Source organism: Methanoregula sp. (genome assembly GCF_028679125.1).
Classification (GTDB): domain Archaea; phylum Halobacteriota; class Methanomicrobia; order Methanomicrobiales; family Methanospirillaceae; genus Methanoregula.
Window position 1 is genome coordinate 1 of the sequence record NZ_JAJRCG010000022.1, and the last position, 26,244, is coordinate 26,244.

The 26,244-nt window shown below is 54.1% G+C and carries 27 protein-coding genes and 1 pseudogene; 21 read left to right on the top strand and 7 right to left on the bottom strand.

What is annotated here, in order from left to right:
* Together LUQ43_RS11800 and LUQ43_RS11805 are read right to left on the bottom strand one after the other, a co-directional pair.
* Positions 1-234, bottom strand: a pseudogene (locus LUQ43_RS11800) (30S ribosomal protein S7); the annotation flags it as partial.
* A 6-nt stretch (positions 235-240) separates the two neighbouring features.
* Positions 241-669, bottom strand: coding sequence for a 30S ribosomal protein S12 (locus tag LUQ43_RS11805; protein WP_299967938.1), 429 nt, complete (start codon positions 667-669; stop codon positions 241-243).
* Between the two features lie 165 nt (positions 670-834).
* Here LUQ43_RS11805 and LUQ43_RS11810 point away from each other — a divergent pair, with 165 nt between their 5' ends.
* From LUQ43_RS11810 to sepS, 9 genes are read left to right on the top strand one after another with little or no spacing between them, the layout of a single operon-like run.
* A complete protein-coding gene (locus LUQ43_RS11810) occupies positions 835-1,239 on the top strand; it encodes a 6-carboxytetrahydropterin synthase (RefSeq protein WP_299967940.1) in 405 nt (134 codons plus the stop codon).
* Positions 1,236-1,844, top strand: coding sequence for a radical SAM protein (locus LUQ43_RS11815; RefSeq protein ID WP_299967942.1), 609 nt, complete (start codon positions 1,236-1,238; stop codon positions 1,842-1,844). Before LUQ43_RS11810 ends, LUQ43_RS11815 begins: the two co-directional genes overlap by 4 nt.
* Positions 1,844-2,152 carry a 7-cyano-7-deazaguanine synthase gene (locus LUQ43_RS11820; protein ID WP_299967944.1) on the top strand — a complete coding sequence of 103 codons (309 nt, stop codon included), beginning with the start codon at positions 1,844-1,846 and terminating at the stop codon, positions 2,150-2,152. Before LUQ43_RS11815 ends, LUQ43_RS11820 begins: the two co-directional genes overlap by 1 nt.
* 1 nt (position 2,153) lies before the next feature.
* The gene (locus LUQ43_RS11825; protein WP_299967947.1) at positions 2,154-2,651 is read left to right on the top strand and encodes an NUDIX hydrolase; all 498 of its coding nucleotides are present in this window, start codon (positions 2,154-2,156) and stop codon (positions 2,649-2,651) included.
* Positions 2,652-2,653: 2 nt separating this feature from the next.
* Entirely contained in the window at positions 2,654-3,550 is an 897-nt protein-coding gene (locus tag LUQ43_RS11830) for an alpha/beta hydrolase (protein WP_299967950.1), read from the top strand.
* Between the two features lie 37 nt (positions 3,551-3,587).
* Positions 3,588-4,859, top strand: coding sequence for a peptide chain release factor aRF-1 (prf1, locus tag LUQ43_RS11835; RefSeq protein ID WP_299967952.1), 1,272 nt, complete (start codon positions 3,588-3,590; stop codon positions 4,857-4,859).
* Positions 4,860-6,524 (top strand): arginine--tRNA ligase, encoded by a 1,665-nt coding sequence (argS, locus tag LUQ43_RS11840; RefSeq protein WP_299967955.1) that lies wholly within the window; start codon positions 4,860-4,862, stop codon positions 6,522-6,524.
* Entirely contained in the window at positions 6,505-7,404 is a 900-nt protein-coding gene (gene twy1, locus LUQ43_RS11845) for a 4-demethylwyosine synthase TYW1 (protein ID WP_299967957.1), read from the top strand. The genes argS and twy1 overlap by 20 nt, the downstream gene beginning before the upstream one ends.
* On the top strand, positions 7,401-8,984 hold the full coding sequence (gene sepS, locus LUQ43_RS11850) for an O-phosphoserine--tRNA ligase (protein WP_299967959.1): 1,584 nt from the start codon (positions 7,401-7,403) through the stop codon (positions 8,982-8,984). The genes twy1 and sepS overlap by 4 nt, the downstream gene beginning before the upstream one ends.
* Before the next feature lie 2 nt (positions 8,985-8,986).
* On the opposite strand, the gene LUQ43_RS11855 is transcribed toward sepS, so the two are convergent.
* Together LUQ43_RS11855 and LUQ43_RS11860 are read right to left on the bottom strand one after the other, a co-directional pair.
* Positions 8,987-10,447 (bottom strand): PAS domain S-box protein, encoded by a 1,461-nt coding sequence (locus LUQ43_RS11855; RefSeq protein ID WP_299967960.1) that lies wholly within the window; start codon positions 10,445-10,447, stop codon positions 8,987-8,989.
* A gap of 88 nt (positions 10,448-10,535) precedes the next feature.
* Positions 10,536-11,501 carry a phosphoribulokinase gene (locus tag LUQ43_RS11860; RefSeq protein ID WP_299967963.1) on the bottom strand — a complete coding sequence of 322 codons (966 nt, stop codon included), beginning with the start codon at positions 11,499-11,501 and terminating at the stop codon, positions 10,536-10,538.
* Positions 11,502-11,673: 172 nt separating this feature from the next.
* On the opposite strand from LUQ43_RS11860, the gene LUQ43_RS11865 reads away from it, so the two are divergent.
* Together LUQ43_RS11865 and LUQ43_RS11870 are read left to right on the top strand one after the other, a co-directional pair.
* Positions 11,674-12,060 (top strand): hypothetical protein, encoded by a 387-nt coding sequence (locus LUQ43_RS11865; protein WP_299967965.1) that lies wholly within the window; start codon positions 11,674-11,676, stop codon positions 12,058-12,060.
* Between the two features lie 74 nt (positions 12,061-12,134).
* A complete protein-coding gene (locus LUQ43_RS11870) occupies positions 12,135-12,368 on the top strand; it encodes a helix-turn-helix transcriptional regulator (protein ID WP_299967967.1) in 234 nt (77 codons plus the stop codon).
* A gap of 10 nt (positions 12,369-12,378) precedes the next feature.
* Here the strand turns inward: LUQ43_RS11870 and LUQ43_RS11875 are convergent, their stop codons facing one another.
* On the bottom strand, positions 12,379-14,691 hold the full coding sequence (locus tag LUQ43_RS11875; protein ID WP_299967970.1) for a DEAD/DEAH box helicase: 2,313 nt from the start codon (positions 14,689-14,691) through the stop codon (positions 12,379-12,381).
* Positions 14,678-15,763, bottom strand: a complete 1,086-nt coding sequence (locus tag LUQ43_RS11880; RefSeq protein WP_299967973.1) for a ribonuclease H-like domain-containing protein — start codon at positions 15,761-15,763, stop codon at positions 14,678-14,680. Before LUQ43_RS11880 ends, LUQ43_RS11875 begins: the two co-directional genes overlap by 14 nt.
* A gap of 191 nt (positions 15,764-15,954) precedes the next feature.
* Between LUQ43_RS11880 and LUQ43_RS11885 the strand changes: the two genes are divergently transcribed.
* Together LUQ43_RS11885 and LUQ43_RS11890 are read left to right on the top strand one after the other, a co-directional pair.
* Positions 15,955-16,719, top strand: coding sequence for a TIGR01458 family HAD-type hydrolase (locus LUQ43_RS11885; protein ID WP_299967975.1), 765 nt, complete (start codon positions 15,955-15,957; stop codon positions 16,717-16,719).
* Positions 16,720-16,725: 6 nt separating this feature from the next.
* Positions 16,726-17,757, top strand: coding sequence for a hypothetical protein (locus LUQ43_RS11890; protein WP_299967978.1), 1,032 nt, complete (start codon positions 16,726-16,728; stop codon positions 17,755-17,757).
* A 21-nt stretch (positions 17,758-17,778) separates the two neighbouring features.
* Here the strand turns inward: LUQ43_RS11890 and LUQ43_RS11895 are convergent, their stop codons facing one another.
* The gene (locus LUQ43_RS11895) at positions 17,779-18,693 is read right to left on the bottom strand and encodes a site-specific DNA-methyltransferase (RefSeq protein ID WP_299967980.1); all 915 of its coding nucleotides are present in this window, start codon (positions 18,691-18,693) and stop codon (positions 17,779-17,781) included.
* Between the two features lie 118 nt (positions 18,694-18,811).
* Between LUQ43_RS11895 and LUQ43_RS11900 the strand changes: the two genes are divergently transcribed.
* From LUQ43_RS11900 to glmU (LUQ43_RS11935), 8 genes are all read left to right on the top strand, one after another.
* Complete coding sequence (locus LUQ43_RS11900; protein WP_299967982.1) at positions 18,812-19,543, top strand: ABC transporter ATP-binding protein; 732 nt, start codon at positions 18,812-18,814, stop codon at positions 19,541-19,543.
* A complete protein-coding gene (locus tag LUQ43_RS11905; protein ID WP_299967984.1) occupies positions 19,528-20,643 on the top strand; it encodes a SufD family Fe-S cluster assembly protein in 1,116 nt (371 codons plus the stop codon). The genes LUQ43_RS11900 and LUQ43_RS11905 overlap by 16 nt, the downstream gene beginning before the upstream one ends.
* An 11-nt stretch (positions 20,644-20,654) precedes the next feature.
* Positions 20,655-21,308 (top strand): protein-L-isoaspartate(D-aspartate) O-methyltransferase, encoded by a 654-nt coding sequence (locus tag LUQ43_RS11910; protein WP_299967987.1) that lies wholly within the window; start codon positions 20,655-20,657, stop codon positions 21,306-21,308.
* Entirely contained in the window at positions 21,308-21,922 is a 615-nt protein-coding gene (locus LUQ43_RS11915; protein WP_299967989.1) for a cyclase family protein, read from the top strand. Before LUQ43_RS11910 ends, LUQ43_RS11915 begins: the two co-directional genes overlap by 1 nt.
* A complete protein-coding gene (locus LUQ43_RS11920) occupies positions 21,919-22,539 on the top strand; it encodes a hypothetical protein (protein WP_299967992.1) in 621 nt (206 codons plus the stop codon). Before LUQ43_RS11915 ends, LUQ43_RS11920 begins: the two co-directional genes overlap by 4 nt.
* A gap of 69 nt (positions 22,540-22,608) precedes the next feature.
* Positions 22,609-23,859: a phosphopentomutase/phosphoglucosamine mutase gene (locus tag LUQ43_RS11925; protein ID WP_299967994.1), complete on the top strand. Its 1,251-nt coding sequence runs from the start codon at positions 22,609-22,611 to the stop codon at positions 23,857-23,859.
* Positions 23,860-23,882: 23 nt separating this feature from the next.
* A complete protein-coding gene (glmU, locus tag LUQ43_RS11930; RefSeq protein ID WP_299967996.1) occupies positions 23,883-25,082 on the top strand; it encodes a bifunctional sugar-1-phosphate nucleotidylyltransferase/acetyltransferase in 1,200 nt (399 codons plus the stop codon).
* A 7-nt stretch (positions 25,083-25,089) separates the two neighbouring features.
* Positions 25,090-26,244, top strand: a complete 1,155-nt coding sequence (gene glmU, locus LUQ43_RS11935; protein ID WP_299967998.1) for a bifunctional sugar-1-phosphate nucleotidylyltransferase/acetyltransferase — start codon at positions 25,090-25,092, stop codon at positions 26,242-26,244.

The window sequence follows — 26,244 nt, forward strand, 5'->3', positions numbered from 1 at the left end:
AAGCTGCTTCTTTCCGGTATTATTCTCGGTCTGCATAAGGCGGTTGATCAACCGCTCAACGATCATCATGTGGCTCTTACCGAATTCCTGGCGGGAAAACTTGCCGCAGGAGTGGGGGATGATCTGGTCGGTGAGAGTGACATAGCGTATAAGGCTCGGGTCGGTGACCTTGACCTCGGATGCGTCCCACTTGTTGAACAGGAGTTTCTTTCCGGCTGCTACTTCTTCTGACATCTAAAATCACCTGCGCGGTTTCTCCTTCCTGCCAATGACCATCTCATGGAGGCAGACGTTGTTCACCTTGGTGACGACATACCGGACGCCGGGGATATCTCCCATGGACCGGCCGAGACGGCCGCCGATACCTTCGATCTCGACTTCATCGTGTTCATCGATAAAGTTGATGGCACCATCGCCAACCGCAAATGCGCTGACCTGCCGGCCGTTCTTGATCAGCTGGACACGGACACACTTCCGGATTGCGGAGTTGGGCTGTTTTGCCTCGACACCGATCTTCTCAAGCACGATACCTCTCGCCTGCGGAGCCCCCTCAAGGGGATCCGACTTTACATCGAGATTGAGTTCGCGGCGTGCGTAGTTCTTGTCCGCCCACCGGAACTTATTTGACTCCCGAACCAGTTTTCTGGCTGCGAATTTACCCTGTCCCATTAAATAGCCTCATGTAAGTTGTTTTTGTGGTTATCGATAACCCACGCTGGGATATGTACTAACGCGGGCGATCGATTTATAAATTGTGGCCTTCCACCTGCCTGTCTTATACTATTGATGCTCAGCCATAATAACATTATATCCTCTCAGGGACAATGATGAGCAATGAAAACCGGGATCTATAAAGAGGTGCAGATTGACACCAGTCATCGCCTGCTCCACTACCAGGGGAAGTGCGCCAACCTCCACGGGCACCGGTGGAAGGTGGAGATCTGGATGGAGGGGGAACCGGACCCGTCAACGCAGATCCTGATCGATTTTGCTATGATCAAGAGAATCGTGGATAAGTACGATCATCAGATCATCTTAAACCAGGATGACCCTATGGTGCCCCGCATCCGGGAATTCAATCCGGTCATCACGACACCCGGGGATCCGACCAGCGAACTGATGGCCTCGATTATCCGAAATGACCTGTATACGTACTGCCGTGAACACGGGATCAAGGCAACCGTCCCTAAGATCCGGATCTGGGAATCCCCTACTGCCTTTGCAGAGCTTTCTGAATGAAGATTGTGGAGATTTTCCGGAGCCTCCAGGGGGAGGGAAAGAACCAGGGGAAGCCCTGTCTCTTTATCCGACTTGCCGGCTGCAACCTGAAATGCCGCTGGTGCGACACGCCAGCCTCCCGCAGTAGCGGGATCGAGATGAGCCTTGACACCGTCATGGAGCAGGTCTGGCGCATCAATCCCCCGTATGTCTGTGTCACGGGAGGCGAACCGCTCCTGCAGGCTGACGAACTGGAGCGTCTCCTTGTATCCATGAAGAAGCGGGGGACGGCAATCGATATCGAGACGAACGGCACCATCGACTTTTCCCGTTTCCAGCCCTGCGCCTCGATCTGCATGGATGTCAAGTGCCCGTCATCAGGAGAGCAGAGCGATCTCTCCCTGCTGGAGAAGATCCGGCCGGAGGACAGCGTGAAGTTCGTGGTGAAGGACGAGGCGGACTGCCGGTATGCACAGGAGGTCCTGAAGACACACCCGATCTCCGGGGAAGTCTTTCTCTCACCGGTATTCGGAGCGGATTACCAACCCCTCGTCAGATTCGTCCTTACGAACACCCTGCCCGTGCGGTTCCAGCTCCAGCTGCACAAGATCCTTGGAGTACAATAATGGAAGCTGTCTGTTCACTCTCAGGGGGAATGGATTCATCGACCCTTGCCGGTGTCACAAAGAGCAAAGGTTACGGTATTTCAGCCCTGCACAGGAACTACGGCCAGCGCATAGAAGGAACCGAACTCGTCTGTGCAAAGAAGATCGCTTCGCTGCTGGTGGCCGGGGCAAGCTGCCTCACCGACAGCCGTATGATTGTGGATGCGTTCAACCCGGAACGCCAGCACATTCCCAACAGGTATGTGCCATGCCGGAAAGAGGCATTCGCTGCGGCAGGTATCCGCGATCCAACCGAGTGCGGGGTGTGACATGGAGATCTTTCGCGGCAGGCGCCTCTGGATAGAGACAAAGACAATCCGGCTCCCGACCGGAATAGAGCGGGAGAAGGTGATCGTCCACCCTTCAAACGCGGTTGCGATCTTTCCGGTTGAGGGGGACCGGTGCAAGCTCCTGAAGCAGTACCGCTATGCGATTGACCAGTACATCATCGAGGCGCCGGCAGGGACGATGGAACAGGGAGAGGTACCGCTCGCCACAGCGGGACGGGAACTGATCGAGGAGACCGGCTTTGCGGCAGAAACGATAGAACCGAGAGGGTTCATCTATACGACCCCGGGGTTCACGGATGAGAAGATCTTCCTGTTCGAGGCCCGGAACCTCATCCCCTCGCAGGAATATGAGAAAGACGAGGATGAGGTGATCGAAGTGATCGATGTTGCCCTCCGCGACCTTCCAACAATGATCCGTGATGGCCGGATCATAGACGGGAAGACGATCTGCCTCATCCAGCGCTGCCTGGGGTGCTGATCGTGCGAGCGCCCCTGGTCCTCGTAGTAATGCTGGTCATGGCAGCAGCTTTCGCAGGATGTACCAATACTCCCGCAAAATCCACGTATTCCGTGGATGACAACGGCGTACTTTCCGTGACCTGCCTGCCGTCAGCCACTAGTGAGGAAGTCCTGTTCACCAACGAGACCTATACGAAATCAAGGATCGTCCTGCATACTCAGAAAGGGGATGTGGTCACGTATCTTGCCGCACCGGAATCACCGAAAGCAGCGATCGTCTACGTGCCGGGTGCCGGGGAGAAACTTGCCGGGCACGAAGAGCGCATGGTGAAGTATGCAGCGGCAGGGTACGCGTTCCTCTTTGTTGACACCCGGGGCAATGGCGGAGAAACTGCCGGCACACCCTTTGGCCAGCAGATGGTCCAGCAGGACTTCAGCGCGTTCGAGTCCGGTGAGTGGCCGCAGTATTATCTCACGATATGCGATCTGGTCAATGCCCGCCAGTTCCTCTCGGGCCGGTTCTCCGTCCCGGTGTATGCGGTGGGATCGAGCAATGGCGGCCGGTACGCGGCGATTGCAGTCGGGGCTGACCCGGCCTTTGCCGGGTATGTGGGGATCTCCACATCAGACTGGGGCGTGCTGGACAGCGTAACCGCAAGCGGCTATACCGGTGACCCGGTACGGTTCGCTGCATCACTGGAACCCAGTACCTCCTTCCAGAAGATCTCCCCGCGCCCGGTCTGGATCTTCCACAGTACGGCCGATCCCATCATCCCCTTTGTAAACGGGAAGGCATTCTATGAACAGGCGAAAAATCCCAAGAATTTCACGGAATTCTCCGGGGAGCACGGCATCAACCCGGATGTGGATGACAGGCTCCTTGTGCAATGGGCGCAAATTTATGCCACCCGCGGGTGAATAGGTACTAGCTTTAAAGAGAGGTTCGAGTCCGGCAATGGCAGAAGAAGTTGAGATGGACGATGCGCGAAAGCGCTATGAATTCAAAAAAGTCCTGGAGAAACTCAAGTCGCAGCAGGGTGACGGGACGGAACTTATCACACTCTACATCCCGCCCGACAAACAGATCTACGATGTGACCAACCAGCTCAAGGATGAGTTCGGGCAGTGCGCCAACATCAAGAGCAAACAGACGCGCACCAATGTCCAGAGCGCCATCTCATCCATCCTCTCGCGTCTTAAATACTACAAGCACCCGCCGGAGAAGGGCCTTGCAGTCTTCTGCGGCACGGTAAAAACGTACGGCGATCGCACCGATCTCCAGTGCACGATCATCGATCCGCCGGAAGCCCTCAACCTGTACATGTACCGGTGCAGCTCCAACTTCGAGCTCCAGCCACTTCTCGACATGCTCGAGGAGAAGTACGTGTACGGCCTGCTCGTTCTCGACAAGCGCGAAGCGTACTGGGGATTTTTGCGCGGCAACCGGATCGAACCGGTAAACGGAGCCAATTCAACGGTTCCGGGTAATATGCGGAAAGGCGGCCAGTCCGCAGCCCGGTTCGGGCGCCTGCGTGAGATCGCCATTGATGAGTTCTATACCAAAGTCGGGGAGCGCTCCAGCGCGATCTACCTCGCCGAAAAGGATTTTTTCCAGAGGTTCAAAGGCGTTCTTATAGGCGGGCCGAGCCCGACAAAAGAGGAGTTCGAGAAAGGGGCATATCTCCACCATGAGGTCCAGAAGCGGATCATCGGACTCTTCGATGTCGCCTATACCAATGAGGACGGACTCGCAGAGCTCGTGGATGCGGCAAAAGATGCACTGTCGGGCATGACGGTCATCAAGGAGAAGGGGTTCATGGAACGCTTCCTCAAGGAGCTCGTCAAGGATGACGGGCTGGCCGCGTATGGTGAGGAGAGCATCCGGCATAACCTTGAGATCGGGGCTGTTGACACCCTCCTTCTCTCGGGTAACCTCCGTAAGTCGCGGCTGAGGATCAAGTGCCAGAGCTGCGACTATACTACGGAGAAGACGATCAATATCGAGCCGGGCAAAACGGTTGCAGACATCGCATTCGGGAACTGCCCGAAGTGTTCAGCCCCGCTCATACTTGAAGAGGAGATCGATATCGTCGACGAACTGACAAAACTGGCCGACCAGAGCAGTTCAAAAGTCGAGATCATCTCCGATGATTTCGAGGAGGGGTCGATCCTCTTCTCGGCATTCGGCGGGATCGCCGCAATTCTCCGCTACAGGACGGGATACTAGATGCCCCACGACATGTTTACCCTCATAGAGACCGCTATAAAAGAAACGTCCGGTGCTGCTGATGCACTGCTTGTTCCGGGCGGAGAGCACGCTGACCTTGCATCGACCGTTGCATTCTCCCTTGCCAAGCAGAAGAGACAGGCACCGGTAAAGATTGCGCAAGATCTCGTCGCAGACCTTCAGAAGCGCCCGGATCTTGCCGGGATCGCCATCGAGGCAAAAGGGCCATACATCAATTTCATCTTCGGCAATGCGTACGTCAGCGAAGTGCTCAAAGCAGCGGTCCGGCCCGGTTACGGCAACCTCGAAAAGAAGACAACGCGGGTTGTTCTCGAACACACCAGCGCCAACCCGAACGGCCCCCTGCATGTCGGGCATATCCGGAACTCAATCATCGGAGACACGCTCGCCCGCGCATTCCGGAAAGCCGGCTACCCGCTCGAAGTGCAGTATTATGTCAATGACATGGGCCGCCAGATAGCGATCGTTGTCTGGGGATTCGACAACCTTGATTCCACCCAGCAGCCGGGAGAGAAAGAGGATGCCCATATCGCCCGGATCTACATTGCGGCGAACCGCGAGATCGAGAAGGACGAAGGGATCACCCAGCAGGTCAATGTCCTGATGCAGCTCGTGGAGAACGGCGACCCGGCCGTTGTCAGAAAGTTCCGGAAAGAAGTCTCCCGCTGCCTTGACGGGTTCAAGGTCACGCTGAAGGATCTCAATGTTGTCCACGACCGTTTCGTCTGGGAGAGCGATTTTATCCGGAACGGGAACACGGAACGGATCATCAACAAACTCAAGCGGATGCCGCAGGCCCACGAAGATGAGACACTCTATCTCGATCTCTCCGAGTTCGGGTTCGAGAACAAGTATGTCATCCGCCGGAGTGACGGCACTTCAGTCTATGCAGCCCGTGACCTCGCGTTCCATGCCTGGAAAGGGGCGAACTTCGATCGGGTCATCGATGTCCTGGGTGCCGACCACAAGCTCATCGGTGCACAGCTCCAGTCAACCATGAAGCTCCTTGGCGAGAAAGTGCCGGAGATCGTCCACTTCGAGTTCGTCTCCCTGCCGGAAGGATCTATGAGCACTCGGGCAGGCAAGTTCGTCTCGGCCGATGACCTCATCACCGAGATTCGCAAACGTGCCTTTGACGAGGTGACCACACGGAGACCGGAACTGGATGTAGAGTCACGAAAGGCAATCGCAGCCTCTGTCGGGCTTGCAGCAATCCGGTACGATATCGTGAAGGTCTCTCCCGAAAAGAGCACGGTCTTTGACTGGAAGGAAGCACTGGACTTCGAACGCCAGAGCGGACCCTACATCCAGTATGCCCATGCCCGCGCCTGCAGCATCATGGAAAAAGCCGGAGCGTTTACCGAGTGTTACGACCTCGAGTCGGAACAGGAGATCGCGCTTGCAAAAGAGATCGCAAAATTCCCCCAGGTCATAGAGCGGGTTGTAGTCGAACTCCGGCCGCACATCCTCGCCACCTACGCCCGGGAGCTTGCGGACACGTTCAACACCTTCTATCACTTCGAGCCGGTGCTGAAGAGCGAGGGGAAAATCCGGGACCGCCGGCTGACGCTGGTAAAAGCGGTGCAGAACACCTTAAAAGAGTCCCTCGAAACGCTCGGGATCGATGCCATCCGATCCATGTAAACCCCTGCAGAAGCAGGGATACCAGTTTTTTTCAAAGACTTCCACAGCCGCGCTCAAGCCCTGCATGTGGTGCAAGCGAGCGCTTGCCGGCGGGGACATGTGCTACAAGCACCAGTTCTACGGGATCGACAGCCACCGCTGTGTCCAGATGACGCCAACACTCCGGTGCAACCAGCGATGTCGCTTCTGCTGGCGATCGTTCGAGCACGAACCTGTTGAGGCAGAGGAGTGTTCACCGGAGATGATCCTTGCCGGAATCCACAAGTACCAGAAGAAGGCGCTCGCCGGCTACAACGCGGTGCTTGACAATACGGTGACAGAAGAAAAGTGGCAGGAAGCGCTGGATCCCCGCCACGTGGCGATATCGCTCTCGGGAGAACCGACGCTCTACTCACGGCTCCCGGAACTGATCGATCTCTTCACCAGTAAGGGGTATACCACATTCCTTGTCAGTAACGGCACAAACCCGGATATGCTCCGGCGCTGCCGCCCGTTCCAGACCTATGTGTCACTGGATGCTCCTGACCGGGAGACCTACCAGAAGGTCTGCCGCCCGCACGGGGATTACTGGGACCGGGTCCGGGAGAGCCTTACCCTGCTGGGATCCCGCAGGTCGGCAATCCGGGTCACGCTGGTCAAAGGTCTCAATGATGTTGCCCCGGAACAGTATGCCGCGATCATGCAGGGTTCGGGCGCAAGATTTGTGGAAATAAAGGGATATATGTATCTGGGATACAGTAGAAACCGTTTGGCAAGAGAGAACATGCCGGAGCACGCGGACGTGCGGGCCTTTGCGGAGAAGGTTGCCGATGCATGCGATTACCGAATCAAGGATGAGAATAAACTGAGCAGAGTGGTAGTGCTGGAGCATATGACATGAGATTTAATCCCGATGACTGGAAACGGAAATCACACGAGAATTTTGAAGGGGCCTGGCATGAGGGACCATCGGTCCTGACACCGGCTGCCCATGCCGAGACCTACCCCTGCCGGGTGTACAAGCGGGCGCAGGCCCACCCGGTCTTTTCGACCATCAACAAGTTGCGGGAGACCTACCTCTCGATGGGTTTCGATGAGGCAGAGGTCCCGGTCATCATCGATGAGAAGGACATATACCGACAGTTCGGGCCTGAAGCAATGGCCGTGCTCGACCGGGTATTCTATCTTGGCGGCCTCCCACGACCGAATGTAGGGATTGCACGCGACCGGCTCGACAAGATCAACGGGATTCTTGGCAAGACGATGGCCACTGCAACCGAGGAGAAGCTGCGCGAGACACTCCATTCCTACAAGAAATCGGAGATCGATGGCGACGAGCTGGCCTTCGAGATCTCAAAAGTGCTCGAAACCGACGACGGGGTTGTTGTCCGCATTCTTGACGAGGTTTTCCCGGAGTTCCGGGAACTGGCTCCCGAGTCTTCGCGCTCAACTCTCCGAAGCCACATGACGAGCGGCTGGTTCATGACGCTCGGGTCTATCTGGGACAAGAGCCCGCTTCCCCTCCGGCTCTTCTCGGTAGACCGCTGTTTCCGGCGCGAACAGGCGGAAGGCCCGACCCGGCTCATGACCTACCACTCCGCGTCCTGTATTGTGGCCGGGGACGATATTACTCTCGATGATGGAAAAGCAGTGAGCGAAGCGCTCCTCTCTGCATTCGGGTACACCGATTTCCGGTTCCAGCCGGATGAGAAACGCTCCAAGTATTACATGCCGGATTCCCAGACAGAAGTATATGCCCGCCACCCGGTCCATGGCTGGGTAGAGGTAGCAACCTTTGGCATGTACTCGCCCTCCGCACTTGCCGAGTACGGGGTCGGTGTCCCGGTCATGAACCTTGGTCTTGGCGTTGAACGCCTTGCGATGATCGCGTACAATGCCAACGATGTCCGGCAGCTCTGCTTCCCGCAGTTCTTCCCCCGGCCCCTGAGCGACCGGGAGATTACCCGGGCCGTGCACCTGCGCGAAGAGCCGGTCTCGGGTGAAGGGAAGGTGCTCGCCGCTGCAATCGCAAAAACCGCTGCTGCAAACGGGACTGCACAGGGCCCGTGTGCCTTCGATGCATGGGAAGGCATGATGGGAGACCTGAAGGTGAAGGTTGTTGTGGAAGAGACAGAGGCCACCGCAAAACTCTGCGGCCCTGCCTGCGCCAACGAGATCTTTGTCCACGATGGCTCGGTTCTCGGGGTTCCGGATGCCGAGAAATGGAAACAGGTGCGGACGGAGGGTGTGCCCACCGGCATCTCGTATCTTTCTGCGGTATCGGCACTTGCAGCAGCACGGATCGAGGAAGCGGCACGATGCGGGAAAGGAACAACGGTCCAGGTGAAGATGGCAAAGCTCCCGAGCGATATCAACCTGAAGATCGAGGAATACGCAATGCGGTTCATCACGGACAACAAGAAAAAAGTCGATGTCCGGGGGCCGGTCTTCCTCTCGGTCCGCTCGACCGTGACACCCTGATCCTATTCCTTTTTTCCTGAACACGGATCAGGTGCAGGATCATCATCAATCCTGAACCCGAAATTCCCGGGAGGGACTTTCATCTCGAATCTCGCCCCGGTCCCGGGTATGCCGCATTCAGAGATCCGGATACCGGTGATCGCCAGGATCTCACGGATAAGATATAAGCCAAGTCCGGTGTTCTGGAAATATTCGCGCCGGAAAATTTTCTCTTTTACTCCCGCCGGAACTCCAACGCCGTTATCCTCGTATACGATCACCAGACCGTCCTTTTCTTCGCGCCAGGAGATCCGGATTTCTGATACCCTCTTACCGTGGCGGAGGGAATTCTCCATCAGGTTGTAGAACACCTTCTCAACAAGAGGGTCCGCAAAGATCCCGAGGTTTTCAAGGTCATAATCGATCCGGATACCGGACAGGTCAAGTTCGGATATCGCTTTTCCGATCAGGTGATCCATGTTCTGCCACTGGGCAGCACTGCAGCCGATCTCCTGGTACTCTTTGGTAAAGGTGATCTGTCCGCGGATGGTCTCTGCCGCATGGTACGCTCTTTTCAGGCATTCATCGATCTTTCCGTCAGCGTTACACTGTCGGGCAATTTCCAGGTAACCGAAGACCCCCGTGAGCTGGTTGAGGATATCGTGGCGGGTGATCGTATTCATGACGCCAAGGTTCCGGTGGGCCTGCACAAGGGCGGACTCTGCATTTTTCTGAGCGGTGATATCGCGTCCCACGGCCTGATATTCCGAGGGAACAGGCTGATCATGGAAGATTGCCCGGTAACTCCACTGCTGCCAGAGGGTGGATCCATCACTGGCAAGCATGCGTGAATCCATGGAACGCACGGGATTCTCACGGGTGAGATCCTGCAACTGGTGGAAAAAGGTATCCCGGTAATCCGGAGAGATGTTGTCCTGAATATTTCTCCCCAGGATCACATTGTGCGGTTTTTTGAAATAGGAACAATACGCATCGTTGGCGAAAACAATCGTGCCATCGGTGAGAAAACGGAAGATAAATTCCGACTGATCCTCGACAACACTGCGGTACTGCTTCTCTTGTTCCCTGAGGGCATATTCAAGCCGGTTCTGCCGGAGGGCCAGGTTGATGTAATGTCTGAGCAGCATGAACTCTTTTTTCGGGGCCCGTCCTTTGAGCACGAAGAAGGTGGCGCCTGCATTCAGGGCATTGATCACAACGGTATTGCCCGCCTTCTTTGCAAAGAAGATGAAGGGCGTGGAAATTTTCCTGTTACGGCGCAGCACTTCAAGAAATGCCTGCCCATCAGTCGAAAGTAACTTGTATTCTGATACAATGATGTCGAACTGTGTTGTCCGGAGCAGGTCAAGGGCTTCGCTGGCCGATCTGATCGACACAACTGATATTCCCCCGCCGCGCTCCAGGTACTCTTTTAAAGATACCTGGAGCGCTGTATCGGAATCAACATGTAGTAACGATATCATGAGATAATTGCGGAAAGGTACGCTGTGCGATCTCAACAATATATTGATTTGATCAGGTATTTCCTGACACCGGTAGACGTTAGTGAGATCAGGCCCGTTCCCCTGTGAATATCCGGCGATGGATGATGCGCCAGGAAAGAATGAGCTGGACGATATCCGTGGCCGTGACCGTTTCACGACCCTCAAACATGGCGATCGGGTGGATACCGGTCTGCTGCTCGATACTCTTCTCAAGTTTCCGGATAGTGTCGTAATTCATCTCGCCATCGAACGTGAGCACCCGCATCTTTGCGCAGTCCACAAACTGCGTGGAGAACTCGATTAAAAAATCCCGGTCATGGAACGAAAGGAGTGAATTCAGATCGATGTTGAGATCGACATCGGCAATCCGGTGGTTCATCCGGTTCTGCATGAGAGAGATGTTGTAGACATTCCTCTCGGGACCGTTCTCCTTCCCGTATTTTGAATGGGCAATTCGGATGATGGCATCCGCATCGCACCGCTGCGGCGCAATGTACATATCATAATCCTTCTCGCGCCGCACGATCTCCTCTGTCACTTCCGTGGAACTGTAGCCCCGGCGCCCCATGTCGCGGACCCGTTTCCACGCGTACTTCACCTCCTTCTCCGGGTCGACAAAGATGGAGAAGTCCATCAAGTCCCGGAGGCGCGGGGTAAAGAGCGTGTGCAGCCCTTCGAGAATCAGGATCTTCCCCGGGGTGAACGGAACCGGAGGATCGAACCGGCCGGTGGCATGGTTGTACACCGGTTTTTCAATAGACAGTCCCTGTTTCAGCCGGGCCACGTCAATTTCAAGCTGCGCGATATTGTTAGCATCCGGATGAAGCGGTGTAATGTCACGCTGCTTTCGTTCCTCCCGGTCGTACTTATGGTAATCATCCAGCGTGATGGTGGAGACGAGATGCGGCCCGAATATCTGCCGGATCGCGTTCGTGAACGTTGTCTTTCCCGACCCGCTGTCCCCGGCAACGCCGATAGTGAAGACGATGGGGGAACGGGCAATGATCTCCTTGAAGTTGGGCGGGTGATCCATACGATGAGTACCTGTGGAGTGCAGAACCCTATTAAAATGGTGTGAGAACTGGAGATGAGGGGGATGTTCGAAAAATATAACCTAATTAACAAGAATTAACAAATTTTTGTTAGATATAGATAACATTAATAAGGTTCTATGTTAGAAATAGATAACATAGCGATGTGATGCCATGAAGCCCAGAAACATGTACCGGATTATTATCGGAATTCTGATGGTTGCATACGGCCTGGCAGTCCTCCTTATGAGCGGAGGCGATGCTGTCATCGGGACAGTTCTTCTCTGTGCCGGCCTTGCCTTTCTTATCACCGGGCTCATCCGCCACCGAAAGTATGGTGATGATCCGGAATCGGACGAGCGGTCGAAGAAGATCGGGGCGTACGGAATAACGTATGCCTGGCTCACCGGCCTCTTCTTCATGACAATGCTCTTCTGGCTCGACTACGGCGGTTACCTCAGACTAACTACCCAGAACGCGCTGGCCATATCTGTCGTTGTCCTTGCACTTTCGGCAGTGGTCTACCAGGAGTGGCTCTTCCGGAAAGGGGATGTTGAGTGACAGGGTATTGTCCCTGCATCACTGAGGATATCTATGAAAACGACCAGACCGGGATTACAGGTTCCGGGGATCCTATGCAGACACGGATAAAGGAATACCGCAACCGCATATCGCTGACCCAGGACGACCTGGCAAAAAAAGTCGGCGTGCGCCGGGAGACGATCGTCTTCCTGGAGCAGGGTAAATACAATCCCTCACTCAAACTTGCCCACGATGTGGCGACAACACTGAACGCGACCATCGATGAACTGTTCATCTTCGATGACGATCTGATGACGCCACAGAGCCGAGTCGTGCTGGTGGATTGACGGAACTGATTCAGGGTGCCGTAATTTTCAGTCCTGTCGGGCAGGGATGACAGGATCCATTCTTCTCAGGCTCCCTGCACAGTTCCCCCAGAATGAGAATCGTTGCTTCCTTGTCCAGGGGCTGGTTGTCATTCCCGCATTTTGGTGAGTAGATACAGGAGGGGCACCCGCTCTCGCACGGGCAGTCCCTCACCAGTTCATATGCGCTTGTGAACAGGGCAGGTAAAATCCCGAATGCCTTCTCCGCAAGCCCGATGCCGCCTTCATACCCATCGTAGACAAAAACAACGGGTTCGCCAGTCTCACCAAACACAGGTGAAGACAGTCCGCCAATATCCCACCGGTCGCACATCACGTGCAGGGGCATGAGTCCGATGATCGCGTGTTCCGCGCCGTGCAGTCCCCCGGCAAGGTCAAGACCGGCATCGGTCACCTTATGTTCAACAGAATCCGGTGGAATAAACCAGAATGCCTTCGTCCTGAACGTGAGAGCGGGGAGAGAGAGTGGTTCCATGCCGATGATCGTATCGCCCCGCTTGATCTTGTAGCCGGTATACTGCTCCGTCACGTCCACTTCACCGTAGGCGCATTTGATACCATTGACTGTCCGGGTCTCCAGGGTTTCAATGATGGACAGGTCCACTTCTTTTTGCGGCTGGGTATAGTAATCCACATCGGTCTCGGTCACCCGGATCGTATGTGTCTCAAGGTCCATCTCGTTGACCACAAATGTCTCGCCCTGGTGGAGCATGATCGCACCCTTATGGGCCTCGCGATATGCCTGCCCGCGATCCAGGGTCTCGAGCAGCCTGCCATGGCACATGATCCGGAAGGTCTCGCCGGGAACTCCATCCAGTCTCACGGCCTCCGCAGCCCGGCCGCGCCCGGTATAAACCCACCCGCGGGAGGTTCTCCGCAAAAGGTCATCAGATGCAAGTTCCGAAAGGAATCCCGATACAGGTTCGCCAAAAAACTCCCGGTCGGTCTCTTCATTCAGGGGCAGTTCAGCAGCCGCACAGAGGAGATGTCCGGATAGGATATACGGATTTGCGGTATCGACGATCGCATGTTCATGGGAGCGATCGAAGAACTGGTCCGGGTGGTGCATGAAGTACTGGTCAAGGGGGTTTGCCTGTGCAACAAGGATTGCAAGCGATTCATCTCCTTTCCTCCCGGCCCGCCCGGCCTGCTGGCGGGTTGACATCATCGTTCCGGGATACCCGGAGATGATCACCGCATCCAGCGAACCGACATCGATGCCCAGTTCAAGGGCATTTGTTGAGACGACTCCCTTCAGGGTCCCTCCCTTGAGTTGTCGCTCGATTGCCCGCCGTTCTTCCGGCAGAAAACCCGCACGGTATGCCGAGATCGAATCGGCGAGCCCGGGAGATAACCGCCGGACATCATCCCTCGCCCACACCGTAACGAGCTCTGCCATCTTCCGGGACCCGGTGAAACAGAGGGTCTGGAGATTCTCTTTCACGCAGGAGACCAGGAGATCCTTTGTCTCCTGGTGCATGGAACGTTCGCTGATGCCATCGTAAAACGGATTGTATAAGACGAAATTTTTCCTGCCGTGGGGCGAGCCATCATTATCAACAAGCTCGAACTCCTGCCCGGTGAGATGATGTGCAAACTCACGGGGGTTTGCAAGCGTTGCCGTTGAGAGGACGAACCGGGGATCTGATCCATAATGCCGACAAAGGCGCAGGAGCCGCCGTATCACGAATGCAATATGCGATCCGAATACCCCCCGGTACCGGTGCGCTTCATCGATAACGATAAACTGCAGGTTTGACAGGAACGGCTGCCACTTTGCATGCCACGAAAGTACCTGGTGTAATTCATGGGGATTGGAGATGATGATACGCGAATGTTCGCGGATCGCGGCTCTCTTTGACTGGGGTGTATCCCCATCATAGAGAGCGGGTTTTACAGCAATGCCGGTGAATTTTGCCATCTGATCGAGGGAGAGCAGCTGGTCATTCGAAAGGGCTTTTGTTGGATAGAGGTAGAGTGCGCGTGCATCCTTATTTATTTCAAGATTGCTGTAAACAGGAATATTGAACGCAAGAGTCTTGCCGCTCGCCGTTGAGGTGGTAAGGATCACGTTTTTACCAGCCCGTACATGATTAATCGCTTCACACTGGTGCGAATAGAGCCGGATACCCATCTGATCAAGATATGCAGCAAGTGATGGCGACAGGGGCAATTCAAGGGACCCAACCCGGGCAGGTTTTGGTTCTATTGATCGTACATGAACCACCCTGGTGCGGTATACCGGGTTCACTTCAAGGAGCCGGATCAGATCATTGACAGCCATATGATTCCTCCAGAAGATAGAAGAAAATCCGGGCCAGCGAGATCACATCCTGACGGTTATGTTCGACAATCGGCACAAGCGGACCGATGTTTCTGGACCTGAGATATGTTTCGTAAAATTCCGGCACCATCGCACCAGGGACATCATCGTTCCGGCAGACTCCGAGAACTTCGCGTTCCAGGGTTGCCAGGCGCATGGAAGAGAACCGGTCCTTCCACCGGCGGCGGCTGAAATGAAGGACATCGAAGTGAGGCATCCTCACAGGAGACTTCATGCCATAGTACGCGAGACGATCGATAATATAGGGCAGATCAAACGATTTGCCATTGAACGTCACCAGCGCCACCCGGTTTCCGGATAAGTGGTAAACCGTCTCCACAAGCGCTGCCTGCTCTTCAGCAATATCGCGCAACAGGTACTGGTGAACAGCAAACTGTCCGTTATCGATCACCCCAATCCCAAAGAGGATGACAGGGCGTGAAAACATCCCGAGGGTCTCGATATCCAGGAACACAAAGTCTTCCGGTTCATGTAACTCTGCAGTACCCAGCATAGTTGCGTGGGATTTCGGGTAACGAGTGCCGATCAATTCCATTATTGACAGGGTCTTTCCCTCTGACAGGCAGGTAAGAACCTGGCGGGCACGGTTTTTCAGTACAGGATGCTGCAACAGATCGGGAATCGAACGATATCCCCGGGATTCAAGATTCCTCCGGGTCACCGGACCAACGCCATGAACAAGGGTCATATCCCCCATGAGATGAGTCATAAAACGATCGCGATCAACAGCAGGATGAGAGAGATCCTGCCGGTATTCAAGGGTAAAACAGGTACCGCCTTCATTGAAGACTTCACGGCCCTGGAACTGTGCATCAAAGCGGGTATCCTGATACCGGGAAAGGAGTGTTTCGAGATAGCGCCGGGCCTGCTCGTATTCAGTGGAGAATACCATGGAATTTGAAAAACCGGCACCGAATACATTCCCGTCGCGGATGACCTCGTACTCCTGCAGTCCCTGTATCCGCTGCTGCCAGAGTGCACCGATACGTGCGGGAACCGGGATGACAGACATGTTCGTACTACAGCATCCCGGTACAGCTCTTTAAATATCCGGGCGGGCGGGGTGAAAGTGATAATGGATTGAGTCGGGAAAGTGAGACGTTTAATCTCCAAAGCAATGCAACTATTCAAGCATATGCAGAAAACCGGCACGGTGCAGGAATCGGTTTTCGGATACCATGTGCGGTGTATGAGAGGGGATACATGAAAGTCCGGGGTCTGCTCATCGATCTTGACGGCGTCCTGTACACGGGGGGAAAAGCCATACCTGGTGCCCGGACGGCTATTGAACACCTGACTGAAAGCGGGGTGCCGTTCCGGTGTATCTCAAATACAACGCGTAAATGCCGGAGAACGATTGCCTCACAAGTATCTGCAATGGGCTTTGCAATTCCCGAAGAATACATTTTCACTCCGCCACGGGCAGCGATCACCTATATGAAAAAAACCGGAAAGACCCGGTTCCATCTCCTGACAACCGGGGATGTGGACCGGGACTTTGCTGATGCCGGGACCCGCGATGCTGAAAACACGGATTATGTCATTGTCGGGGATGCCGGGGAGGCACTGACCTACACCAGCCTTAACACCGCGTTCAGGCTTCTCATGGAGGGCGCGGAATTGATCGCCCTTGAAAAGGATCGGTACTGGATGGCGCAGGACGGTCTCTCCCTCTCTGCGGGCCCTGTTGTATCCGCACTTGAATTCGCAACAGGAAAGACCGCCATTGTCATGGGAAAACCTTCTGAATCCTTCTTTTTCCAGGCGCTTGATGATATGCAGTTATCTCGGGACGAGGTCGCGATGATCGGTGACGATCTCTTCACGGATATTGCCGGTGCACAACAGGCGGGTATGGCAGGTATCCTCGTCAAAACGGGAAAGTTCCGCGAGGAGATCCTGCAAGCGTCCGTTGTGAAACCGGATGTGATCCTCAATTCCATTGCTGATATTGACACGATCCTGTGATTGATCATGACGTTCCTGAACCGGATAGCCAAATATGCCCTCCTGATCACGATCGTCATGCTCGTGGTCACCATCAGCGCCTGCCTGACGATCAATCGCGACCCGGTCACCCCGCCTCACATAGATCCCCTGCAAACAAATCTCACACTCCCTGACCCGGTCCATGTATTCCCGTTCGAACAGGCAATTATCACTATCTCAAGCCCTGTGGATTCTTCCGTGTATGCAGGTGCAAAGGCTGCGGACAAGGAAACCATTATCCGGGGAAATATTTCCAGTGAGGTATGGATCCAGGACACCTACCTGGCGATGATCCATGATCCGAACCAGGAGCAGTTCTATACCCACCTGATCAGCGCAATGAGAACGATCCGGGACAAAGAAAACCTCAACGATGATGAATATCTCGAACTCATGACTGTATTAGTCCAGTCAATCCGGTACGAGACCTCAACAGAGAATCCGCCGAAATTCCCCGTGGAGACCTATGTTGATAAATCCGGGGACTGCGACGACAAGAGCCTGCTCCTTGCAGGCCTTCTGTCCCGGGAAGGGTATAACGTCTCCCTGCTCTCATTCACCCCTGAGTCGCATATGGCTGTCGGGGTTGTATGCCCTGAAGGAGAATATCGACAGACTGGATATACGTATATCGAAACCACCAACTTCTCCTTTGTGGGAGTTGCCCCGGAAACCCTCAACGGTGGGATCGGGATTAACTCAGATCCTCTGGTTATTCATGTAGGAAACGGTACGAAGACCTTCGGGAGCTGCTCGGAGTCATTGTACCTGAACTCTGTATACAAATCTTCTGAACAGAACGTGAAGGATCTCACGGTCCGAATTGATACACTCATGACTGAAATGGATGGCTATTACGCGAAACGTGATGCGAATAATTACAACCAGCGGGTCCCCATCTTCAATGATCTGCAGCGCAAACGGCTGCAGTTTGCAGAGGTCCACAATTATATTCTCCAGCACCAGTTTGATCGGAAGGGTGCCGGGCAGTACGTGAAAGCGAACCTGCCGACGTAAAATTCATACACGCCATTACAGTCAACGTTCATCAGAAGAGAGCAGTTGAGGGGCGGGGTAGGACTCTGACTCGAACCCGTTGTGTCCCGCGGCCTCCAGGCGGGCCATTGCCCGGGCCGAATACTGTTCCGATATGTCGATACCGATAAACCGACGCCCGCATTTCCATGCCACAAGAGAGGTTGTTCCTGCACCATTGAACGGATCGAGCACGATGTCGTTCCTGTACGAGAAGAGTTTCATGAGCCGCCGGGGCAGTTCTTCGGGGAACATGGCAGGGTGATCATAGTCTTTCATCCGCGTTTCCGGAGGAAACGTCCACCTGCCCAGCACCCATTCCTTGAACTCATCGGCCGAGATGTCGATATCCTCTTTTTGACCGGCCTTTTTATGCGACTCCTTGTCAAAAACCTCGATATATTCCCACGTGTATTTGATGTAGGGCATGGATGGGGATTTCCAGCTTCCCCATGCCGTGTATTTCGCATTGTAATTGTTCTTCTCCCAGAGCAGTTCCGCCCTCCAGAGCAGACCAAGACCTGCCAGTTGCCGTGAGATGATGTGGTGGGTGGGAACGTAATCCGAGAAGAGGGGCTGGACGTTTATCGCGATCCTGCCTCCCGGCTTCAGTACTCTTTCACATTCACGCCAGACGCCGAGCAGTTTCTCAAAATACTCGTTCCACTCATGCGTGTCATCGTGGGGATCCTGGGCATAGGAATGGCCGAAATTGTAGGGAGGGGACGTGATGATAAGGTCAATACTCCGGTCAGGAATCCGGGAAAGGGTATCATGGGCATCCCCGCAGATTAACCGGTTGATGAACGGAAGAATTGCTGGGGGTTCATCAGAGTGGAGGTTCTGCTGTGCATCCTGCGATCCCCTGCGGATCCGGGCTTTCCCTTCCTTATCCCTGACTTTCTCCGATCTCATCATACTGAACCTTTAATAGATCGTATACGTCTGGATGAGTAAAAGATGCCGACTCTGCTGCAACGATGTCAACGAGAAAAGCGTTTAATGCAGCAATGGACATATTGTCTACGATTATCTTATGCTGGATATCAGAGACCTGCATGTGAAGGTCGGCGACAAGGAAGTGTTGCACGACATCAATCTCCACATCGGTGAGGGGGAGACCCATGTGCTCCTTGGCCCCAATGGTTCGGGAAAGACAACGCTCCTGATGACAATCATGGGGTACTCAAATTATACCATCACTGAAGGGAAGATTACATTCAAAGGGGAGGATGTGACCAACATGAAGGCCCACGAACGGGCCGAGAGGGGCATAGGCATGCTCTTCCAGCGCCCCCCGACGATATCCGGTCTGAAACTGGGAAAACTCCTCACCGCAATTTCCCGGACCAAGACGGAGGATATTCCTGAGTTGGCCAAGTCACTCCACATGGACAAATTCCTTGAGAGAGATATCAACAAGGGGTTCTCCGGGGGTGAGATAAAGCGCAGTGAAGTGCTCCAGCTGATGATCCAGAACCCGGACTTCATCATGCTCGATGAGCCGGAGAGCGGGGTCGATATCGAGAACATATCCCTCATCGGGACCGCGATTGGATCGCTTCTTGAAAAAGACAAGCATATCGTCAAGCGCCAGAAGAGCGGTCTCGTCATTACTCACACCGGCTACATCCTTGACTATCTCGAAACCGATCGCGGCCATGTGATGTGCGACGGGCAGATCAGGTGTCACGGAAATCCCCGCGAGATCTTAAAAGATATCAAAAAGCACGGTTACAAGGAGTGTCTCGAATGCCGCAACCCGTAAAAGAGCATGAGATCTCAAAAGCAGACCGGGAGAGGATGGCCCAGACCGGTATTGATTTTGAGATGAAGAACCGGTGCGGCAGTTATCTCCAGATGGACCAGGATGTCGTCCATTCGGAATGTGCAGAGGCAGGCATCGAGGTCCTCCCCTACAAGAAAGCGATGGAGAAATACGACTGGCTCAAGGAATATGCCTGGAACGTGGTATCACCGGAAAAAGACGAGGTCACAAAATATGTAGCAGCACAAAAAGAGCCAAAAGGCTACGTGATCATCGCCCATAAGGGCACCAACAACATCTACCCAATCCAGGCCTGCCTGTTTCTCGGGAGGGAACTGATCCAGCATGTTCACAACATCATCATTGCCGAAGAAGGGGCGGAGCTTCACATTATATCCGGCTGTTCAAGCGGGGAGCACGTAGGCAAAGGCGGGATGCACTACGGGGTTTCCGAGTTTTACGTCAAAAAGAACGCAAAGATCAGTTTCACGATGATCCATAACTGGAGCGAGAATATTGAGGTATACCCGCGGAGCGCTTCAATAGTTGAGGAAAACGGTGTGTTCCTCTCCAATTATGTCTGCATGCAGCCCGTGAAAAAGATCCAGATGTACCCGACGGCGACCCTGAAAGGAGCCAACTCGGTGGCCCGGTTCAGCAGTGTTGTTATCGCAACTCCCGGTTCGTACATGGATCTGGGCTCACGCGCAATCCTCGTAGGCCCCGGTTCCAGCGCCGAACTGATAACCCGTGCCATCACGAAAGGCGGCACCATCATGTCCCGGGGTCACATCGCCGGAAAAACCGCCGGGACCCGGGGGCACCTCGAATGCAAAGGTCTCATCCTCAAGGACGGGATCATCTATGCGGTTCCGGAGATCGAGGGATCGGTTGTCGGGACCGAACTCTCGCATGAGGCTGCCGTAGGGAAACTCGCCCAGGAAGAGATCGAATACCTTATGGCCCGCGGACTTGATGAAGACGAGGCCACAGCAACGATCATCCGCGGGTTCCTCGATGTAAAGATCTCCGGTCTTCCCGAAGCCCTGCAAAAGCAGATCGATGCTTCCATTGATGAGGCAGAAAAAACAGGGTTCTGAACAGATCCTTTATGGATACCAATCCCCGGGCCTACGAACGTTCCAGAATGGTGGAGCTGCAGATCCGATCCCGGGGAATATCCAATCCCCGCATACTCGCAGCAATGCGCGACATTCCCCGTCATCTCTTCATCCCCCCGCCGTATAACACGTCAGCATACGAGGACGCCCCGCTCCCCATAGGAAACGGCCAGACGATATCACAACCCTATATCGTGGCTCTCATGACTGAACTGCTTGACCCCCGCCCCGGAGATCGTGTCCTCGAGATCGGTGCCGGAAGCGGTTACCAGGCTGCGATACTCTCGATGCTCGTGCAGCACGTAACAACAATCGAACGTATTCCAGCCGTAGCGGACCTGGCAAGGGCAAACCTCGCAGAACTTGGATTTAACAATGTCAGCGTCATTGTCGGCGACGGGACACAGGGATACCCGGAAGATGCACCCTATGATGGAATCATGATTACGGCAGCAACACCGGAAATTCCCCAACCCCTCATCGATCAACTTGCAGATGGGGGAAGGCTTGTCGCACCAGTGGGAGGTCGGGAAATACAGGAACTGATCACACTTGCCAGAAAAGGAGATAGCATGGAACGTTCCTCGCACGGGGGAGTCCGCTTTGTCCCCTTGATTGGTGAGTTCGGCTGGGGGAACACCTGATGACGATTATTGATATTACCCGTCCTCTTGCCGGCAATTCCCTTGCCTATCCCGGTGATACAGCCCCGCATTTTATCCAGAGCGATGCCGGCCTGTATCTGGTCTCCGATATCCGGATGAGCAGCCATTCCGGGACGCACATTGATGCTCCAGTCCATTACCTGAAGACGGGTCTGACCGTTGATGAACTCCCCCTTTCCCACCTGATCGGGCCCTGCCGCGTGCTCGACGTATCCGGTGCCGGCCCACTCATCGATGTTTCATGGATCAAAAACAGAACAGACGGAGTTCCACGTATCCTGTTAAAGACGGTATTTTCCACGTGTACTTCGTTCAGCGAGGAGTATCCCTCGCTGACTCTCGATGCAGCAAAGTATCTGACATCAACCGGGACGCTCTGTATCGGCATTGATTCCTTCTCAATAGAAAAATTTGACTGCGATGGATCGGTGCACCGCGAATTACTCCACCATGGCTGTCTCATTATCGAACTTCTCGATCTCTCGCACGTCCCGGAGGGTGATTACACGATTTTTGCACTCCCGCTTCGTCTCGCAGGTCTGGACGGGGCTCCGGCCCGGGTTATTCTGGTAACCAATGATGGAGGAAAATGATGGATATTGTTATCGAATCCGTAAAAAAAATCCAAGTGCTCCTCGAAGACAGTGGCTGTACTGATGCCGGGGTAGTGCTTGATGTCGACACCGATGCTGATACCTGCCAGTTCGAGAGCGGTGCCACCATGTCGGCTACGTTTGGCGGGAGGAGTGCGGATTTCGCAACGCATGATCCCATACGTGCCCCGACAAAGATCTCCTTCATGTTCGGTGAATCGCTGGACACCCCCCCGGTCCGTGGCGCTGCGTGTGCAATTATTAATGTCGTGCTGGGTTTCCTCTGTATGTCCCGTATACTGCATGCATGCCCGGAATCCTGTCATGCCTCCTGCCGAAACCGGATTCACCAGGAGATTGCCGGAAAGATGCTCTTCTGTATCGGTTCTCTGGGGAAAACGGAGCGGGATTTTTCCCGCCACGTCACCGGTAACCTGTCAGATGCAGAGATCATTCTCATCACCGGCGATGGGATCATTGCGAAGGGAACCGGTGACATTATTGAAAATTATAAAAACACTAAACGAATCATTTGTATCGGTCCTTCAACAGCCGGGATCGCACGGCTCTATGAGATAGAGCACTGGTGCCCGTTCGGAAGAAGTGGCATTGACTGATTCCCCTCTTTCCCGATTGTACCCGATGGAAGTAAACTCTTTTTAATATACACTTCATAAGATAGTACCATGCTTTTCGGATCATCCGGAATACGAAGGACATTTGATCAGACGCTTGTCGATACGGCACTGAAAATCGGAAACGTTCTCGCTTCCGGATCGTCCGATGTCCTTGTAGGGATGGACACCCGCACAACAAGCCCTCTTCTTTCGCACCTGGTTGTTTCCGGCATCATGAGCAATGGCGGAACCGCGTTCCTTGCGGGAATTGTCCCGACACCCACGGTAGCATACAATACACGGTCCAAGAAGGCCGGGTGCATGATCACGGCCTCGCATAACCCAGAGGAGTACAATGGGCTCAAACTCTTCAATCCTGACGGGTCTTCGTTTACCCGGGCACAGCAGCAGGAGACCGAAGAGCAACTCATTAACCTGAACTATACTGACTGGCAGAATCTGGGGAAGGAATCAATTATCGATGCACTGACGCCCCATAAGGATGCAATTTTAAAGAACGTGCACATTGGCCGGGAGATCTCCGTGATCATCGATTGCGGTAACGGGGCCGGATGCACGCTGACACCGAACCTTCTGTCAGATGCAGGAATCAGAACAACAACCATCAACTGCAATCCATCAGGACATTTTGCCCGACCTTCAGAACCATTACCGGAATATCTCGGCTATGTTGGGGAGATGGTGAAAAAAACAGGCGCAGACTGTGCCGTGGTTCATGACGGGGATGCAGATCGCATGATGGCATTTGACAACCGGGGACGGTATATCGATGGCGACCACCTCCTCATGATCTTTGCAAAATATACTGGTGCAAAACAGGTTGTCACCACCAGCGATGCATCAATGATCATCGATGAGATCGCCGATGTCCGAAGGACACCGGTTGGCGATGCATACGTATCTGAGGAATTGATGAAAGGAGGTGATTTCGGCGGGGAGCCTTCGGGTGCCTGGATATTCCCGAAGATCTCGCTCTGTCCCGATGGTCCGTATGCTGCTGCTCTTTTCTGTGAGATCGCATCAGAATGGGATGTTGCAGGAGAGATCGATGCAATGCCACATTATCCTGTACTCCGGGAATCGTTCCCTACAAGTGCTGCACGGGAGATTCTCACGGGTCTTGGGGCATCAAGCCCCACGGATGGGATACGTATTACTGAAGAGGACGGATGGTGCCTGATCCGGGCCAGCGGCACTGAACCGAAGATCCGTATCACCGCAGAAGGAAAAGATCCAGCAAAGGCTAAGACAATGCTTGCAAAGGGAAAGGAACTCGTCCGGCAGGGGAAAACTGCTTAACCATTGTAAGGAGAGGTGTACGTATGGAATGCGTCGTTCTCGCGGCAGGAGAGGGAAAACGGATGCGACCCCTGACTGCGAAGCGCCCGAAAGTCATGCTCCCTCTCGCCAACCGGCCGATGATGGAGCACCTTGTTCTTGCGACCCGGGATGCCGGGATCACCGATTTTGTCTTTATTGTCGGGTATGGTGAACGGGAGATACGCAAACATTTTGGCGACGGGTCAGAATTCGGAATCCATATTGCCTATGCCACCCAGCGGCACCAGCGGGGTACTGCGGATGCAGTAAGTGCTGCACGGGATCTGGTCACCGGCCCATTTATTGTCCTGAACGGGGATATGGTTCTCAAACGGGAAGATATCGCAGAACTGTGCAGGAAGAAACCGGCTTGCATGTGTATAAGCTCCACGGATCATCCCGGGGATTATGGTGTGGTACTGACCGAGAACGGGATGATTACATCCCTTGAAGAGAAATCGAAAATACCGAAATCGAATCTCATCAATGCCGGGGCATACCTTTTTTCACCGGATATCTTTGATCTCATCGATAATGTCCACCCTTCACCAAGGGGAGAGCTGGAGCTTACCGATGCGCTTGCAGTGCTGGTGGAGAAACGGCAATTATGCGCACACCATCTCTCGTACTGGATGGATGTTGGCCATCCATGGGACATGCTCGATGCGAATGCTGCTCTTATGGAGACCACAAAACCGGCAAATCATGGGGTGGTCGAGGAAGGTGTGACCCTGCAAAACAGTGTCATCATTGGCGAGGGAACCGTGATCAAATCCGGAACCTATATCGAGGGCCCCTGCATCATCGGGAAAAACTGTCGTATCGGACCCCATGCGTACATTCGCGGCGCCACCAGTATCGGAGACGATTGCCACGTCGGGCATTGTTCCGAACTCAAGAACTCGATCATCATGGCAGGGACAAAAATCCCGCATTTCAACTATGTCGGGGATTCCGTTGTCGGGGCGGGATGCAATTTCGGTGCGGGCACAAAGATTGCCAACCTCAGAAACGATCATGCGACCATCCGGGTATGCGGGAAGGATACGCGACGGAAAAAGTTTGGTGCGGTGATTGGTGATGATGTCAGGTTTGGCATCAACTGTTCCATCAATGTCGGTACCATGATCGGGAGTGAGGCGAAGTTTGCGCCAAATACAGTCATTGAGGGCTGTATCGGGGAAAAAGCAGTTATACGGTAGGTGAACTATGCAGGCGGTAATTCTTGCAGCAGGTGAGGGGAGGCGGGTGCGACCCCTGACAAGAAGCAGGCCCAAGGCAATGATCCCGGTGGCCAATCGTCCGATTATCGAATACGTGATCGAAGCGCTGGTAAAAAACGGTATCCGGGATATCATCGTTGTTGTGGGATACCGGAAGGAGCAGGTGACACGATACCTGAACCAGATGGATATTCCCGTTGATGTAGTTGTCCAGAACAAGCAGCTGGGAACCGGGCACGCCCTCCTTTCAGCGGAATCTAAAATTCATGATAATTTTCTGGTGCTTCCCGGGGACAACTATATCGATCCATCATCTATTGCCCGGATCAAAGATATTCCCAACGCCATGCTGGTAAAAGAACACCAGAATCCCTCGAACTTCGGGGTTGTGATGCTCCACGAAGATCACGTCACCAATATTGTCGAGAAGCCTGCCCATGCCCCCAGTTTCATGGTAAGTACCGGGATCTATTCCCTGACAAGGGAGGTCTTTGGTCATATCCGGGAAAACAATCTGACCGATGCCATCTCCTCCCTCATCAAAAGCGGTGTGAAGATACAGGGCATCCCTGCCGATGACTGGCAGGATGCAATCTTTGCCTGGGACCTGCTCAAGATGAACCGCCGGTTGTTACCCACCATATCCCCGTCACGCGATGGTTCCGCAAGCAGGCAGACCATCATCCAGGGGGCAGTCAGGATTGGTAAAGGGACGACCATCGGCCCGAATACCGTCATTACCGGACCGGTTGTGATAGGAAATGACTGCGTTATCGGGCCAAACTGCTGCATCCTGCCAAACACCAGTATCGGATCACGGGTAAAAATTGAACCGTTTACAATTATCGGGGAGTCGATTATCATGGATGATACCGTAATCGGATCTCATTCACGGATCATCGATACCGTGACGGGCGAGCGGTGCATCCTTGCTGACCATACATCGACATGGACAACCTCAGGAATCCTTGATTTCGAGGGTTTGGCAGTACGATCTGAATTCGGTGCAATTCTCGGGGACAGTATAACCTGCGGGCCGTTCTCCATAATGAAAAATTCGATGATCGGAAACAGTGTCACCATCGAAGGCCGTGCCAGTCTGTCCTCACGATATATTCCGGATAATTCCACGGTGATATGA

Coding starts and splice junctions, on each gene's coding strand:
- LUQ43_RS11900 (WP_299967982.1), top strand. CDS start 18,812: ATGCTGGATATCAGAGACCTGCATGTGAAGGTCGGCGACAAGGAAGTG.
- LUQ43_RS11880 (WP_299967973.1), bottom strand. CDS start 15,763: ATGTCTGTCATCCCGGTTCCCGCACGTATCGGTGCACTCTGGCAGCAG.
- glmU (WP_299967998.1), top strand. CDS start 25,090: ATGCAGGCGGTAATTCTTGCAGCAGGTGAGGGGAGGCGGGTGCGACCC.
- LUQ43_RS11855 (WP_299967960.1), bottom strand. CDS start 10,447: ATGATATCGTTACTACATGTTGATTCCGATACAGCGCTCCAGGTATCT.
- LUQ43_RS11920 (WP_299967992.1), top strand. CDS start 21,919: ATGATGGATATTGTTATCGAATCCGTAAAAAAAATCCAAGTGCTCCTC.
- LUQ43_RS11810 (WP_299967940.1), top strand. CDS start 835: ATGAAAACCGGGATCTATAAAGAGGTGCAGATTGACACCAGTCATCGC.
- sepS (WP_299967959.1), top strand. CDS start 7,401: ATGAGATTTAATCCCGATGACTGGAAACGGAAATCACACGAGAATTTT.
- twy1 (WP_299967957.1), top strand. CDS start 6,505: ATGCCATCCGATCCATGTAAACCCCTGCAGAAGCAGGGATACCAGTTT.
- LUQ43_RS11870 (WP_299967967.1), top strand. CDS start 12,135: ATGCAGACACGGATAAAGGAATACCGCAACCGCATATCGCTGACCCAG.
- LUQ43_RS11805 (WP_299967938.1), bottom strand. CDS start 669: ATGGGACAGGGTAAATTCGCAGCCAGAAAACTGGTTCGGGAGTCAAAT.
- LUQ43_RS11865 (WP_299967965.1), top strand. CDS start 11,674: ATGAAGCCCAGAAACATGTACCGGATTATTATCGGAATTCTGATGGTT.
- LUQ43_RS11890 (WP_299967978.1), top strand. CDS start 16,726: ATGACGTTCCTGAACCGGATAGCCAAATATGCCCTCCTGATCACGATC.
- LUQ43_RS11905 (WP_299967984.1), top strand. CDS start 19,528: ATGCCGCAACCCGTAAAAGAGCATGAGATCTCAAAAGCAGACCGGGAG.
- LUQ43_RS11875 (WP_299967970.1), bottom strand. CDS start 14,691: ATGGCTGTCAATGATCTGATCCGGCTCCTTGAAGTGAACCCGGTATAC.
- LUQ43_RS11910 (WP_299967987.1), top strand. CDS start 20,655: ATGGATACCAATCCCCGGGCCTACGAACGTTCCAGAATGGTGGAGCTG.
- prf1 (WP_299967952.1), top strand. CDS start 3,588: ATGGCAGAAGAAGTTGAGATGGACGATGCGCGAAAGCGCTATGAATTC.
- LUQ43_RS11825 (WP_299967947.1), top strand. CDS start 2,154: ATGGAGATCTTTCGCGGCAGGCGCCTCTGGATAGAGACAAAGACAATC.
- argS (WP_299967955.1), top strand. CDS start 4,860: ATGCCCCACGACATGTTTACCCTCATAGAGACCGCTATAAAAGAAACG.
- LUQ43_RS11885 (WP_299967975.1), top strand. CDS start 15,955: ATGAAAGTCCGGGGTCTGCTCATCGATCTTGACGGCGTCCTGTACACG.
- LUQ43_RS11860 (WP_299967963.1), bottom strand. CDS start 11,501: ATGGATCACCCGCCCAACTTCAAGGAGATCATTGCCCGTTCCCCCATC.
- LUQ43_RS11815 (WP_299967942.1), top strand. CDS start 1,236: ATGAAGATTGTGGAGATTTTCCGGAGCCTCCAGGGGGAGGGAAAGAAC.
- LUQ43_RS11895 (WP_299967980.1), bottom strand. CDS start 18,693: ATGATGAGATCGGAGAAAGTCAGGGATAAGGAAGGGAAAGCCCGGATC.
- LUQ43_RS11820 (WP_299967944.1), top strand. CDS start 1,844: ATGGAAGCTGTCTGTTCACTCTCAGGGGGAATGGATTCATCGACCCTT.
- LUQ43_RS11925 (WP_299967994.1), top strand. CDS start 22,609: ATGCTTTTCGGATCATCCGGAATACGAAGGACATTTGATCAGACGCTT.
- glmU (WP_299967996.1), top strand. CDS start 23,883: ATGGAATGCGTCGTTCTCGCGGCAGGAGAGGGAAAACGGATGCGACCC.
- LUQ43_RS11915 (WP_299967989.1), top strand. CDS start 21,308: ATGACGATTATTGATATTACCCGTCCTCTTGCCGGCAATTCCCTTGCC.